Below are 13,624 nucleotides of genomic sequence, written 5' to 3' on the forward strand. Positions count from 1 at the left end.
GAGTCAAGGGGCCATCGGGCCTGAACGCCAGTTCAGGCCAGGGACTTGAGTCCCTGGCCTGGGGCCATAGGGTTATACCCTAAGAGCAAACCACCCGCTGTGCGGGTGGTTCTGATTTGGGTGCCGCAAAGTCATGCAAAATGCCTGAAAGAACCCGCTGTTCTATGCAGACGCCGCGTTTGAGCTGCCAGAGTGTGATACAGTAGGCGCGTCTGCATCGACGCTGATAGCAAGCGCAAGCATCCGTAGCGAAGGAGGATTTCATGCCCGAGAAGATTGAAGAGCTGGTTCGCGCTGCCCTTGCCGCGGCCCAGGACGCTGGCGATCTGCCCGCGTTTGACCTGGAGGATTGCGGTATCGAGCGACCGGCGGACACTTCTCATGGTGAGTGGACCTCTACCATGGCGATGAAATCCGCCAAACTTGCCCACTGCGCTCCCCGCAAGATCGCCGATGCCGTTTGCGCCCACATGCCCGCCGATCCTGCGATCGAGAAGGTCGAGGTCGCCGGCCCCGGCTTCATCAACTTCTACCTCTCTGTTGCCGCTAAGAACGCTGTGTTTGCCGAGGCGCGCGAGCAGGGCATGGACTTCGCCCGCTCCAACGTGGGCCACGGTCTTAAGACCCAGGTCGAGTTCGTGTCCGCGAACCCCGTGGGCCCCATGCACGTGGGTCACGGCCGCTGGGCGGCGCTCGGCGACTCCATGTGCCGCGTGATGGAGCATGCCGGCTACAACATCGAGCGTGAGTTCTGGATCAACGACCACGGCAACCAGATGAACACCTTCGGCAACTCCATTTCCAAGCGCTACATGCAGCTTGCCGACATCATGGAGAAGCAGGGCTGCGACATCGACGCCGCGCGCGATTACCTGGCCAAGGACCGCGACAACTTCGTGCAGGACGAGCTCGACGAGCATCCTGACAGCCATCCCTACATGGACGAGTTCACGGCCGATCTGGGCAAGGACTCCTACGGCGGCACCTACATCATCGACGAGGCCGCTGCCTTCTGGAAGAGCGATGGCGACCAGTGGGTCAACGCCGACCCGCAGGAGCGCATGCTCTCCTTCCGTGAGCGCGGCTATCAGAAGATGCTCAAGGACATGCGCGAGACCTGCCACGACGTGCGCTGCGACTTCGACGTGTGGATGAGCGAGCGCACCATGTACCAGAAGGACTGGACGGGCTCCTCACCGGTCGAGCGCGCCTATGCCAAGCTGGACGAGATGGGCTACCTCTATCGCACCGACGACGGTGCGCTGTGGTTCAAGTCCACCGCCTTCGGCGACGACAAGGACCGCGTCATCCAGAAGTCCAACGGTGACTACACCTACTTCTCGTCCGACATCGCGTATCACTGGAACAAGTTCCAGCGTGTCGACCACGTCATCGACATCTGGGGCGCCGATCATCACGGCTACATCGCCCGCGTGCGCGCCGTTTGCGACGCGCTTGGCTACCCCGGCAAGTTCGAGGTGCCGCTGGGCCAGTTCGTGAACCTGCTGCGTTCCGGCAAGCCGGTCCGTATGTCCAAGCGCAAGGGCACGATGATCACCTTCCGCGAGCTTATCGACGAGGTGGGTGCCGACGCGACCCGCTATACGCTCGTAAGCCGTTCTTCCAACCAGACCATCGATTTCGACATCGATGCCGTCAAGGAGAAGAGCCAGTCCAACCCGGTCTATTACGTGCAGTATGCGCACGCCCGCGTCTGCTCTATCCTGCGCAAGGCCGCCGGTGTCACGCCCGAGCAGGCGGACCTCATGGGCATGGAGGCCGTCGCCACGATGGCCATCGGTTCGAACGTCGATTACGGCCTGCTTACCGACCCCACGGAGCTCGCGCTTTCCCGTAAGCTCTCCGAGCTGCAGGACCTCATCGCCGGCTGCGCCCGCGACCGCGCTCCGTTCCGTCTGACCCATTATCTCGAGGAGCTTGCCGCGGGCTTCCATAGCTTCTATGCCGCCTGCCAGGTTCTCCCCTCGGAGGGTCACCCCATGGATCCCGAGCTGACCCGCGCCCGTCTTGCCGCGTGCGATGCGGTGCGTTCCGTGCTCAAGCTCGTGCTGTCGCTCATTGGCGTGTCTGCGCCGACGCAGATGTAGGGGATGTTTTCTCGACATCGATTTTGATGCGTTTATGTCGCCCGTTCGGCCGTTTGCCGGACGGGCGTTCCTTTTTGACTTGCTAATTTGGGGTTGTGTTACACTTAGGTCGCGCAACGGCGCTTTCCCCTTACAACAACCGCACCGCAAAAGCATATGTGATGTAGCATGCGAAGAACCTTCCCGGTGGTGTGGACGGGGATGTCGCTTGACGCTTTTTGACAGTGAATATGGCCCGGATGCCGGCGCCGATTGTCGGCGCGTTTTCTTTCGTGCCCAGGTAGGGCGTTGGCAGGTTCGGGTTGCAAACATGATAAGACTGCATATGTCCATAGGAAGAAAGTTGGCAACTACGTGACAGATGAGATGAACGGCGCTGTAGATTCCGGCGCATCGCAGAACATGGCCGACCATACTGCTTCCGGTTCCCAGGATCGTTTGGCGCCGAAGGCGGACATGTCCGTCGAGACCACGTCGCACGAGGTGCAGGATACCGCGCCTGCTCATGCGGCTGCCGACGGCGCTGCGGCTCCGGCAGAGGATGAGCGTCCGCGCCGGAGGGGCAGGAAGCCCAAGGCACGCAAGGCGGAGGAAGCTGCAGGAGCGTCGTCGGCTGATGCGACCGAACAGCCTGCTCCAAAGCGTCGGACGCGCCGCGCGCAGAAGGCTGACGAGACGACCTCTGAGCCGATTTCTGACGAAGTGGCTCAGGCCCGTGCGCTGGCTCAGGTGTCTCAGGCTTCTGTGGTGCGCCGTCAGCGCCGTGCTGCCGAGCGTGCGGCCGAGGCGATCTCGGGAGAGGGCGCCGCTCCGATTCCCGAAGAGCTGCAGGCAACCATTCCGTTCGTCGACCCGGCTCTCCGTCCGCATCGCCGTGGCCGCAAGCCGAAGGCATATGTAGAGGCGGAGCGCCGCGCGGCAGAGGCACTGGCCGCGGCCCAGGCCGCAGCTGAGGCCGCCCGTGCGAAGGCGGACGGCGCTGCTTCCGCCGAGCCTCAGGCCGAGGCGGCAGCTGCCGATACATCTGCTCCCGAGGCGGGACACGCAGACGAGGCCGCCGATGTTCGCCCTGGCCGCGCTCGCCGTGCCGCGGGGGAGGCAAAGAAGACCTCGGGCCGCAAGCGCAAGAAGGCTTCCGACGAGCACGGCGGCGAGGATGCCGCGACAGATTCGTCGTCCGATGCGGCGCCGCAGGAGGCAGCCGCCGGCACCTCCTCGCAGGAGCATGTCTCTTCTCAGCAGGAGCATACCTCCCGCCGCCAGCATGCTTCGCGCCGCGATCGCGAGGGGCGCGGCGACCGCAACGACCGCGCGCAGAACGACCGCAATGACCGCAATGACCGTAACGATCGCCGCAATCGCCAGAAGGACCGCAAGCAGCGCAACAATCGCTACAACGTTCCGAGCGAGCCCAGCCTCTCCCGTGACGACCTGGCGGCCATGAAGGTCGCAGAGCTGCGCGACAAGGCCCGTGAGCTCGATATCGACATCACCGGCAAGAAGAAGGCCCAGCTGGTGGAGGAGGTCTACCAGGCCGCCGCGCGCGCCGAGGGATTCCGCGACATCGAGGGTATCCTCGAGATTTCCAACGAGGGCTTCGGCCATATTCGTGCGCATGGATACATGCAGAGCCGTGATGACGCGTTCGTCCCTGCCAACCTCATCCGTGCCGCGCGCCTGCGCCCGGGCGACTTCATCGTGGGCACGCTTCGTCCTTCTCGCCAGGGCGACAAGTACCCTGGCCTGGCGAAGATCACGAGCGTGAATGGCCTCGACCCCGAGGAGATCCGCACGCGCCCGAAGTTCAGCGACCTTACGCCGATCTATCCCAACGAGCCTCTGAAGATGGAGCATGGCAAAGACTCCATCACGGGTCGCGCCATCGACATCGTGGCTCCGGTGGGCAAAGGCCAGCGCGGCCTGATCGTTTCTCCCCCCAAGGCGGGCAAGACAACCATCCTGAAGAAGATTTGTCAGTCGATCGCGGCCAACAACCCCGAGGTGCATCTCATCTGCCTGCTCGTTGACGAGCGTCCCGAAGAGGTCACCGATATGCAGCGCTCTATCAAGGGCGAGGTCGTCGCTTCGACGTTCGACATGCCGGCCGACAACCACACCCGTGTCTCCGAGCTCGTCATCGAGCGCGCGAAGCGCCTGGTCGAGCTTGGCGGCGACGTGGTCGTCGTCCTGGACTCCATCACCCGTCTAGCCCGCGCCTACAACCTGGCAGCACCCGCGTCGGGGCGCATCCTGTCGGGCGGCGTGGACTCGGCGGCACTCTATCCTCCGAAGCGCTTCTTGGGCGCGGCGCGCAATATCGAGAATGGCGGGTCGCTCACCATCCTGGCGTCTGCGCTCATCGACACGGGCTCCAAGATGGACGAGGTCATCTTCGAGGAGTTCAAGGGCACCGGCAACATGGAGCTCAAGCTCGACCGCGACCTTGCCGACCGCCGCATCTTCCCGGCAATCGACCCGGTGGCATCGGGCACACGCAACGAGGACCTGCTCATCGACGAGCAGATGCGTCCGTTCGTGTGGGGCATTCGCCGCGTGCTGGCCAACATGAACAACACGGAGCGCTGCGCATCGTCCTTTATCAAGGGCCTCAAGGGTACCAACTCCAACGAGGAGTTCCTTATCCGTTCTGCAAAGCGAGCGGCCGACCTGGGCGAGCTTCGCTAAGCATCAGGTTCAATCCGCGCATGCCGCATGCCCGGGCGAGCAGCTCGGCGCCCAAGGCCACGCGATGTTCCGCATGCGTAAGCTCGTTGTAAGGTCTTTTCAGGCACCTGCAGAGATTCTCTGCGGGTGCCTTGTTATGCGGTATCGTATATGGGCCCGACGCAAGGCATCGGGAGGGACGCGTGGTACGGGCTTGCAAGAACCCCTGCTTGGAGGCCCGTTGTTATGTCAACGCCGTCCCAAAGCTCAAGAGCTATCGGTGAGAGGTGGGGATGCATGATGATCGAGTACTACAAGACAGGAGTTGACGGCAAGACTGCGCTGGTGGAGGCGCCTGAACCTGGATGTTGGATCAACGTGGTCGACCCGACCTCCGACGAGCGCGCCTTTCTGGAGAACGATTTGGGCGTTTTGCCCGAGTTTGTCCGCTCCGCACTGGACGAGGAAGAGACCTCCCGTATCGATTTCGACGATGACGTCAACCAGACCTTTGTGATCGTCGACTATCCGACGGCGAAGTTCACGCCGGGCGCGCGCGACACGCTGCCGCTCCAATACGACACCATGCCGCTCTCCATGGTGTTCCTTCCGGATAAGAACCAATTTGTGACCATAAGCCTGCACGAGAACCTCGTTACCGAGGATATGGCGAAGGGCCGCATCAAGGGCATCGACACGCGCTATCGCACGCGGTTTCTGCTTCAGCTGCTGCTGCGCATCAGCCAGCTGTACCTCATCTACCTGCGCAGGATCGACCGGCTTTCCTCAAACACCGAGGCGCGCCTTCACGCGTCGGTACGCAACGAGGAGCTGATCCAGATGCTCAACCTCGAGAAGTCGCTCGTCTACTTCTCCACGTCGCTCAAGTCCGATGAGGTGACGCTCAACAAGATTATGCACGGGCGCCTGATTCCCCTCTATGAAGAGGACCAGGATCTGCTCGAAGACGTCTTGGTCGAGATTCATCAGGCTATCGAGATGTGCAACATCTACTCCAACACGCTTTCCGGCACCATGGATGCGTTTGCGAGCGTCATCTCCAACAACTTGAACATCGTCATGAAGGTGCTCTCGGTCATCACCATCGTCATGGCGATCCCTAACATCATTTTCGGCTTCTACGGCATGAACGTGCCGCTGCCGTTCGAAGGCGTGCCGTTTGTGGGCACCTGGATGTTCCCCGTGCTCATCGCCGCGGTCTGCTGCATCCTTGCGGCCTATATCTTCAAGCGCTTGGGCATGTGGCACTAAGGAGCCAGGCCTGGGATACCTCGCATGAAAGCGCCCCGCATGTCAAGGACGTACGGGGTGCGGTGCTGTGTAGGTGCTTGAGCGGTGCGCTCGGGGCTCCAAGGGGCTCCAGGGCGTTTTCCCCTTGTGGGTTGGTGCTTAGACGATGGGAATCGCATCCGGCTTCTGTGCGTGTAGCAGCAGCTGCTCCACGCCGATGGCGACACGATACGGAAGGACCTTGCTTGCAAGATAGAACGCCTTCATGTCACCAGAGGGGATGCAGAGCTGTCGTCCGGCGCGAGCTGCGGCGAGCGCCTTGGTGGCAACGGCCTCGGGGCGCTCGAAGCCTGTGAGCGACGCCATCGCGCGCATGGTGTCGGCGTCTCCTGGGGCGTCGAGGAACTCGGTGTGCATGAATTTAGGGCAGACCGCGGTCGCATGAATCCCGACTTCGCCCAGCTCCATGTCGAGGGAACGCGAGAGGTCGAGGACGAAGCGCTTCGCTGCCGCATAGACCGACAGCCCTGGTTGGGGCATGAAGGCGGCGACGCTCGACACGTTGATGATGCGCGAGCCCGCATGCATGAAGGGGAGGGCGCGGTAGATGAGCTCCACAGGGGCCCGCATGAGAAGCGAGAGCATGCGCGCGTTGTCGGCGTTTTCCTGCAGGGCAAACGGTCCGAAGGTTCCACATCCCGCACTGTTGACCAAGAGGGCGACGTCGGCATCCTCTTCGGCGAGGGCCGCCTCTATGATGTCAAACGAAACGGTGTCGGTGAGGTCGAGGCAGAAGGGGCGCACGGGCGTCTTGCAGGTTCGTACGAGCGCCTCGAGCCGCTCGGCACGGCGCGCCACGACCCAGATCTCATCCATCGGGCCCGCGTCGCCGGCGTCGATGCGGCGGACGAATTCTCTGCCGAGGCCCGAAGAGGCGCCGGTGACCAAAGCGATGCGTGCCATGGATGCTCCATTCCTCGAAACGATGCTGTAGCCGTCGAAGGCGTGACGGTATTGGTTCTGTTGTTCCCAAAAACGTCTGACGGCAACCTGTTCGATATAGCGCTCGGTAGCTTCCACCGACCGATAAACCGCAGCTCAGTTTCTAGTTAACCCTTGGCAAGACACCCGGCTCGCCTATAATGGCCATAACGATCGCGACGGAAAATACAGATGAAACGAACCACTCTCCGTTGCTTGGGGCAGTTCCCTTCGCACATATGTCATCTTGTCTGAAGCGAGCCGTTGTAGGTTTGAGCGTACCCGCATTGCTGCGGGCTTATGAAGGAGACGGCGATGGCTGATTCTCGCAAAGGTTCCCGTGTGGCACGCGCCGGCATTTCCTGCGTCGCGGGCGTCGCGGTGCCAGCGGTCGCATTTGCTGCAACCATACCGTTCGAAGGCGCTCATGACATGGTCGTGGCGAATGCTGTGCCCTTTGCCATTGGCTCTGTCGCCGGAATCGGTATTCTTACGGCCGTCTCGGGTGTGGCTGACCGTCGCATTCGTCGCCAGGAGGAGGACGCCGCTGCCCGCCCCGCAGGGGACCGCTACGCAGACCTCGGGGGCAGGGGGGCTTTGCCAAAGGACGTGCCCGTCATCACACGGGCTCAAGATGCGCTTTCTGAGGAAGAGGCGTGGGCAGAGATCGATGCGACCTTTACCGACGGCTCTCCCATCAGTTGCGATGCGACGAGTCCGAAGGATATCTACCAGATTGCGCTTGAAGAACTGCAGCGGGGTACGCACGCGTCCGCGCATGCCGAGTCGGGCGACGCCGTCGGATACGGTGTGGTCGCGTCTGCTGCCGGTGCTTCCTCGGGGTATGCGTCACAGCCCTTCGCTGCGGACTCCACGGCGACCTATGTGGCCCTTTCCGGCGCGGGCGCGGCTGCGACGGCCGACCTGAGCGAGGCCGATGACATGACGGGCGCCACGACCACGCCGCTCGATGAAGATGATTCCGAGGAGGCGCGCCGCGCCGCACTCGCATCGCTCGACAGCTTCGGCGAATCCACGGTCGATCACGCTGCGGATTCTGCGAAGGCCGCTGCCGCACGTATTACCACGAAGGCCGAGGCTGGCGTGTTGCCGATTACCCCCTCGTCGTCTGCCGCGATGCGTGCCGCTGGCGCAAGCGGGCCCGTTGCGAGCGCTCGGGTCGCCTCTATGATCGATGACCTCGATCTTGACGAGGTCGACGATGAGGAATACTCCGTTCCTATGGTCGATTACTCGGGGCATGAGGACATGTGGGCACAGGCCTTGGCAATCCTTTCTGAGGAGCCTGAGACGAACGAGGCTGAGCCGGCGTATGCTCCCAAGCATTTCCGTGCAGCAGGGACAGGGATTGCTGCAAGCGCTGCGACGGTGGCCGCACGCGAGCAGGGCCTGGACAACCATGTCGAAGAGGCGTCCGACGATACGTTGGGCCGTGCATCCACGCAGGGTACCCGTCGGGCAAGTCGCGAGTATCTGCGGGTTATCCAGGGCGGTACCGCGTCCTTCCCGCGTCAGCAGGCTGAGGTTCAATGAGTAGGTTCCGGATATCAATCCCTTGGCTGATTCTCGCCATCCTGCTCGTCGTATTCATTTGGGGCAACTCGCTTACCCCGGGAGTATCGAGCAACGGGTTGAGCTTATCGGTCTTGCAGGACCTTCGCGACCTTCTTGATAGTTTGGGACTGGCGAGCGGTTGGCTCAGCAACTTTGTGATTCGCAAGGCTGCCCATTTCACGGAGTATGCCGTGCTGGGGGGAGTGGTAGCGAAGGCAATCGATCCGCAGCGCACGCTGGACCGTCCGCGTCTGTTTGCTATCTGCGTGACGCTCGTACTCGTACCGTCTATCGATGAGACGATCCAGCTGTTTGTTCCTGGTCGCTCGGGCATGGTGACCGACGTCATCCTCGATTGCTGCGGCGCCGCGGCGGGGGTGACCCTTTCGTGCTGGATTGCCCGCCTGTTGCGTCGTCGGCACGCGGAGTCGTAAGGTCCTTGCTGGCTGTAGCGCCGCCACGGGTTCTCGGTGTTGCTGTGCTGGGTCGCCAATCTGTTCGTATGGGTGCATTTACCTGCGACAATGCCACTGCGGTGCAGGATGGAACCCACTTCGTTCAGCTATTTTGGGATGAGTTCAAAAAAGTTGAAAAAAGTACTTGCATCGACTGGGGGCTCCTGCAATAATAATCAAGCGCTGAAGGCGCAGGAACACGGTGGGTGTAGCCCAGTTGGCTAGAGCGACGGGTTGTGGTCCCGTAGGTCCAGGGTTCGAGTCCCTGTACCCACCCCAGTGTGTTTCTTACATAATACGGACCGGTAGCTCAGCTGGTAGAGCAGGGGACTCTTAATCCCAAGGTCCAGGGTTCGAACCCCTGCCGGTCCACCATTTGCTTCTAAGAGCCAGATTGATATCTGGCTTTTTTCATATTGCTTCAATGTGCTGGCTTCGTCTTTCCAATGTGTTCGACTTCATCTTCGGCGCAGGTTTGGACCGAGACCATCTGCCGGCATCGTCGGTATGCCTAACTCAGCGCTTTGCGTTGTTGGTATGACAGCCCATCTGAAACTCATTTCGTTTTTATGCAGTTAGTTCGGGAATCCCCGAGTAGACGCCCGATTTCGACAACGAAACCCCAGGATTCAGAGACCTGAGAAGGCGGTCTACTCGGGAATTCCGAAAACAACTGCATAAAAACGAAACGAGTTTCTCCCGACGGTGGAGATCGGGGAAGCCGGCACGTGATTAGACGCGCTTTTTATCCTATAACCCCAGATGTCACAAACGTGGACTGTGAGCCATACCAACGAGTTGAGGATGTCTGCACATCGGTGGAGAAATCCGGGATGGGAATACGGTAGCGTGCGGCTAGCGGATGATGGGACGGGCCAGCTTCGGGTCCTCTTCGGGATGGTCGGCCCGGTAGTGGGATCCACGGCTTTCGGTGCGCTCGAGCATGGCCTCGACCATCACGTGGGCAAGATGGAGCTGTAATGAGAGGCGTGCGGAGGCGGCGAAGTCGACAGGGGACGGAGCTTGCGCGATATGGGACTCCATGTCGGCGTGTAGGCCTTCGATGTCCTCAAGAGCCTCATGAAGGCCGTCTGCGGTGCGCACTACCATGCAGTGGGCGCTCATGGTCGCTCTCAAGCGCCGGAGGGCATCCTGGGCCACGTGAGGGGATATGGGCAAGATCGGTTGCTCAGACTGGGCTCGGTGATGTATCCAGGCTTCGATTTCCGCTGATTCCGACTCCGATGTGGCCGTTGGATACGTTGCGTCGCACGTGCCGGCTCGTCTTGCTGTTGCTGCCTTTGCGGCGGCACACCCGGCGCGTCTGCCAAAAACCAGACCGTTTGCACTCGAGAGCCCACCGATGCGATCGGCTCCATGCATGCCTCCTGTCGCTTCACCACAGGCATAGAGACCTTGAACGCCTGTAAACCCTTGCCCGTCGATGACAATGCCACCGTTGGAGGCGTGGGCGTACATGGCAATGTGCATCTCGTCGGTCGATCGAATGCCCCGCTCCTGCTCGAGCCACTGCGAGAACGTGCGCACAAACTCCGGTACATCGTGTGAGGGAAAGTCGTACACAAGCGGCAGTCCGTTCTCGCCGGCAGCATCAATGACAAGGTCTACGGCGCGGGAGGGGAGGCGCGATGTAAAGGGACCATAGGGCGAGCGCATCTCGAGCAGCTCTTGTGAGATCGGTGGCGTGGTATGCGCATAGCGAAACGACTTCTCATTGAAGACGATGCCGCGCTTGGGGGCGATGAGGCCTGGCATCATCTGCATGAATTCGATATTGACGAGTTTGGCGCCATGCCGGTGGGCGATGCCGTGCACCGTGCCTAGCACATCGCCCGAGGTCAGGCGTCGCTCAAACAGGCCGCTGGTGCCTCCGCCGGCAAGTACGACGGCATGGGATGGGACGAGGAATATCCGTTCGCGCCTGCGATCGAAGAGGACGCCTCCTGCAATTGCACCGGAAGCGTCGTCGAGCAGGTCGATCAGCTCGACATGCTCCAGCACCCGTATCCCAAGACGCTCGACTTCGCGGCCGAAGGTCTGCTCCATGCTCTCCCGAACCAGGCCGCGCCACAGGCGCGTCTTGTGATCGAAGCAGGGGATGAACGCGGCCTCGTGGGCGCTCTGTTCGTTTGCGGGACGTTTGAGCTTTACGCCGAGCCTCTCAAGCCATGCAATGCCGGCGGGAATGTCGTGCACAAACGTTTGCACGAGGTCTTCGTTCGCAACGCCACAACCTACCTTGCAGATCGTGTGCACGAGGTCGTCCTCGTCAGAGCTGTTTTCGGGGGCGATGAGACCCAAACCCCAGGTGCCTGGATAAAAGCTTGAGCCCGAGAACAGCGTGCCGGCAGCGGTGATGATGACGGAGACGCCTGCGCGTGCGGCCTCGATTGCGGCGCAGATGCCGGCGATACCGGCGCCGATTACGAGGACGGTGGGTTGCTCGAGGCGTTGCATGGAACCTCCGAAGGTGTGTGGCACGTGGGGACAGGCGTCGTACGCGGTCTTGAGTATACGGGAGTATACGGCGAACAGGTGCGCTCGCCTAGCCGCAGCCATCGCGGTTGGGGCGCAAAAGCAACTCTAGATGCTCGTCTGCCAAGCTGCGGCTCTGCGCGACATAAAAAACCGCCGCCCGAGCACATGTCGGACGGCGGCAATTGCAGACCTTAGCGATGAGGCAGGCTCATCTGCTTGGTAGCACCTGGTGAGTCGCTCTTAGCCGTTGAGTGCAGCGTTCACGGCGACGGCGCAGGCGACGGTCGCACCGACCATGGGGTTGTTGCCCATGCCGATGAGGCCCATCATGTCGACGTGCGCAGGCACCGAGGAGGAGCCGGCGAACTGAGCGTCGGAGTGCATACGGCCCATGGTGTCGGTCATGCCGTAGGAGGCGGGGCCAGCAGCCATGTTGTCCGGGTGCAGGGTACGGCCGGTGCCGCCACCGGAGGCGACGGAGAAGTACTTCTTACCAGCCTCGAGGCGCTCCTTCTTATAGGTGCCCGCAACGGGGTGCTGGAAGCGCGTGGGGTTGGTGGAGTTGCCGGTGATCGAGATGTCGACGTTCTCGTGCCACATGATGGCAACGCCCTCGCGGACGTCGTCAGCGCCGTAGCAGTTGACCTCGGCGCGCGGGCCATCGGAGTACGGGATGGTCTCGACGACCTTGAGCTCGCCCGTGTAGTAGTCGAACTGGGTCTTCACGTACGTGAAGCCATTGATGCGGGCGATGATCTGGGCGGCGTCCTTGCCCAGGCCGTTCAGGATGACGCGCAGCGGCTTCTTGCGAGCCTTGTTGGCGTTCATCGCAATGCCGATAGCGCCCTCGGCGGCGGCGAAGGACTCGTGGCCGGCCAGGAAGCAGAAGCACTCGGTGTCATCGCCGAGGAGCATAGCGCCCAGGTTGCCGTGGCCAAGACCGACCTTGCGGTCCTCGGCGACGGAGCCGGGGACGGTAAAGGCCTGGATGCCCTCACCAATCATAGAAGCGGCCTCAGAAGCGGTCTTAGCACCCTTCTTGATGGCGACGGCGCAGCCAAGGGTATAGGCCCACTTGGCGTTCTCGAACGCGATGGACTGAACGTCCTCCACGATAGCGCGGGGGTTGACGCCCTTGTCCAGGCAGATCTGCTCGGCCTCCTCGAGGGAGGAGATGCCGTTCTCAGCGAGGCACGCGTTGATCTTGTCGATGCGGCGCTCGTAACCTTCGAAGCTTACAGCCATTATTCTTTCCCTCCCTTTCTGTTACTCGTGAACCGGGAACACGTTCTCGACGGTGTGAGTCTCCTCGTCGGTACGCGGATCGATGTACTTCACCGCGGCCTCCCACTGGCCATAGTGGCCCATGGCGCCGGCGACGGCCTCCTCGGGGGTCTTGCCGTTCTTGAGGGCGTCGGTGAACTTGCCGAGGTTCAGGAACTCGAACGCGATGATCTCGTTCTTGTCGTTGAGCGCCATGCGGGTGACATAGCCCTGGGCGAGCTCGAGGTAACGAGCGCCCTTGGCCTTGGTGCCGAACATGGTGCCAACCTGGGAGCGCAGGCCCTTGCCGAGGTCGTCAAGGGAGGCGCCCACGGGCAGGCCGCCCTCGGAGAACGCGGTCTGGCTGCGGCCGTAGACGATCTGCAGGAAGATCTCACGCATGGCCACGTTGATGGCGTCGCAGACGAGGTCGGTGTTGAGGGCCTCGAGGATGGTCTTGCCGGGGAGGATCTCGGAAGCCATGGCCGCGGAGTGCGTCATGCCCGAGCAGCCAAGGGTCTCAACGAGGCACTCCTCGATGATGCCGTCCTTGACGTTAAGGGTGAGCTTGCAAGCGCCCTGCTGGGGAGCGCACCAACCCACGCCGTGCGTAAGACCGGAGATGTCAGAGATCTCCTTGGCCTGGACCCACTTGCCCTCCTCGGGGATGGGTGCGGGGCCGTGGTATGCGCCCTTGGCAACGGGGCACATGTTCTCCACTTCTGCTGTGTACTGCATGCCTCTCCTCTCTTTCGACTGATATCGGCGCGCCATGGCGAGATGGCCCACCGAGCCTGACATGCTCCTCTATTCTAACGCGATATGAGG

At 61.8% G+C, this 13,624-nt stretch carries 9 protein-coding genes and 2 tRNA genes; 7 read left to right on the forward strand and 4 right to left on the reverse strand.

Going from position 1 to position 13,624, the window contains the following annotated elements; genetic code table 11:
* The first annotated feature begins 263 nt into the window (after positions 1-263).
* From argS to B5F33_RS02965, 3 genes are all read left to right on the forward strand, one after another.
* Positions 264-2,108, forward strand: coding sequence for an arginine--tRNA ligase (gene argS / locus B5F33_RS02955; RefSeq protein WP_087410311.1), 1,845 nt, complete (start codon positions 264-266; stop codon positions 2,106-2,108).
* 456 nt (positions 2,109-2,564) lie between these two features.
* Positions 2,565-4,793 (forward strand): transcription termination factor Rho, encoded by a 2,229-nt coding sequence (rho, locus tag B5F33_RS02960; RefSeq protein WP_204214392.1) that lies wholly within the window; start codon positions 2,565-2,567, stop codon positions 4,791-4,793.
* A 276-nt stretch (positions 4,794-5,069) separates the two neighbouring features.
* Complete coding sequence (locus B5F33_RS02965; protein ID WP_239284707.1) at positions 5,070-6,044, forward strand: magnesium transporter CorA family protein; 975 nt, start codon at positions 5,070-5,072, stop codon at positions 6,042-6,044.
* A 138-nt stretch (positions 6,045-6,182) separates the two neighbouring features.
* Here B5F33_RS02965 and B5F33_RS02970 read toward each other — a convergent pair whose 3' ends face one another.
* The gene (locus B5F33_RS02970) at positions 6,183-6,986 is read right to left on the reverse strand and encodes an SDR family NAD(P)-dependent oxidoreductase (protein WP_087410312.1); all 804 of its coding nucleotides are present in this window, start codon (positions 6,984-6,986) and stop codon (positions 6,183-6,185) included.
* Positions 6,987-7,319: 333 nt separating this feature from the next.
* Here B5F33_RS02970 and B5F33_RS02975 point away from each other — a divergent pair, with 333 nt between their 5' ends.
* From B5F33_RS02975 to B5F33_RS02990, 4 genes are all read left to right on the forward strand, one after another.
* Positions 7,320-8,558 carry a hypothetical protein gene (locus tag B5F33_RS02975; RefSeq protein WP_087410313.1) on the forward strand — a complete coding sequence of 413 codons (1,239 nt, stop codon included), beginning with the start codon at positions 7,320-7,322 and terminating at the stop codon, positions 8,556-8,558.
* Positions 8,555-9,013: a VanZ family protein gene (locus tag B5F33_RS02980; protein WP_087410314.1), complete on the forward strand. Its 459-nt coding sequence runs from the start codon at positions 8,555-8,557 to the stop codon at positions 9,011-9,013. Before B5F33_RS02975 ends, B5F33_RS02980 begins: the two co-directional genes overlap by 4 nt.
* A 223-nt stretch (positions 9,014-9,236) precedes the next feature.
* Positions 9,237-9,313 (forward strand) — tRNA-His (locus B5F33_RS02985).
* A gap of 20 nt (positions 9,314-9,333) precedes the next feature.
* Positions 9,334-9,409, forward strand: a tRNA-Lys gene (locus tag B5F33_RS02990).
* A gap of 480 nt (positions 9,410-9,889) precedes the next feature.
* Here the strand turns inward: B5F33_RS02990 and B5F33_RS02995 are convergent.
* From B5F33_RS02995 to B5F33_RS03005, 3 genes are all read right to left on the reverse strand, one after another.
* Positions 9,890-11,512: an FAD-binding protein gene (locus B5F33_RS02995; protein ID WP_087410315.1), complete on the reverse strand. Its 1,623-nt coding sequence runs from the start codon at positions 11,510-11,512 to the stop codon at positions 9,890-9,892.
* A 261-nt stretch (positions 11,513-11,773) separates the two neighbouring features.
* Positions 11,774-12,778 carry a GGGtGRT protein gene (locus B5F33_RS03000; RefSeq protein ID WP_087410316.1) on the reverse strand — a complete coding sequence of 335 codons (1,005 nt, stop codon included), beginning with the start codon at positions 12,776-12,778 and terminating at the stop codon, positions 11,774-11,776.
* A gap of 21 nt (positions 12,779-12,799) precedes the next feature.
* Positions 12,800-13,534 (reverse strand): hypothetical protein, encoded by a 735-nt coding sequence (locus tag B5F33_RS03005; protein WP_087410317.1) that lies wholly within the window; start codon positions 13,532-13,534, stop codon positions 12,800-12,802.
* Positions 13,535-13,624 lie beyond the last annotated feature (90 nt).

Source organism: Collinsella sp. An2 (assembly GCF_002160065.1).
In the GTDB taxonomy this organism is placed as follows: domain Bacteria; phylum Actinomycetota; class Coriobacteriia; order Coriobacteriales; family Coriobacteriaceae; genus Limicola.

What these genes read in the sequence shown, in the direction of transcription:
- argS (WP_087410311.1), top strand. Translation starts at nt 264, where the DNA reads ATGCCCGAGAAGATTGAAGAGCTGGTTCGCGCTGCCCTTGCCGCGGCC.
- B5F33_RS02970 (WP_087410312.1), bottom strand. Translation starts at nt 6,986, where the DNA reads ATGGCACGCATCGCTTTGGTCACCGGCGCCTCTTCGGGCCTCGGCAGA.
- B5F33_RS02980 (WP_087410314.1), top strand. Translation starts at nt 8,555, where the DNA reads ATGAGTAGGTTCCGGATATCAATCCCTTGGCTGATTCTCGCCATCCTG.
- B5F33_RS02995 (WP_087410315.1), bottom strand. Translation starts at nt 11,512, where the DNA reads ATGCAACGCCTCGAGCAACCCACCGTCCTCGTAATCGGCGCCGGTATC.
- B5F33_RS02965 (WP_239284707.1), top strand. Translation starts at nt 5,070, where the DNA reads ATGATGATCGAGTACTACAAGACAGGAGTTGACGGCAAGACTGCGCTG.
- B5F33_RS03000 (WP_087410316.1), bottom strand. Translation starts at nt 12,778, where the DNA reads ATGGCTGTAAGCTTCGAAGGTTACGAGCGCCGCATCGACAAGATCAAC.
- B5F33_RS03005 (WP_087410317.1), bottom strand. Translation starts at nt 13,534, where the DNA reads ATGCAGTACACAGCAGAAGTGGAGAACATGTGCCCCGTTGCCAAGGGC.
- B5F33_RS02975 (WP_087410313.1), top strand. Translation starts at nt 7,320, where the DNA reads ATGGCTGATTCTCGCAAAGGTTCCCGTGTGGCACGCGCCGGCATTTCC.
- rho (WP_204214392.1), top strand. Translation starts at nt 2,565, where the DNA reads ATGTCCGTCGAGACCACGTCGCACGAGGTGCAGGATACCGCGCCTGCT.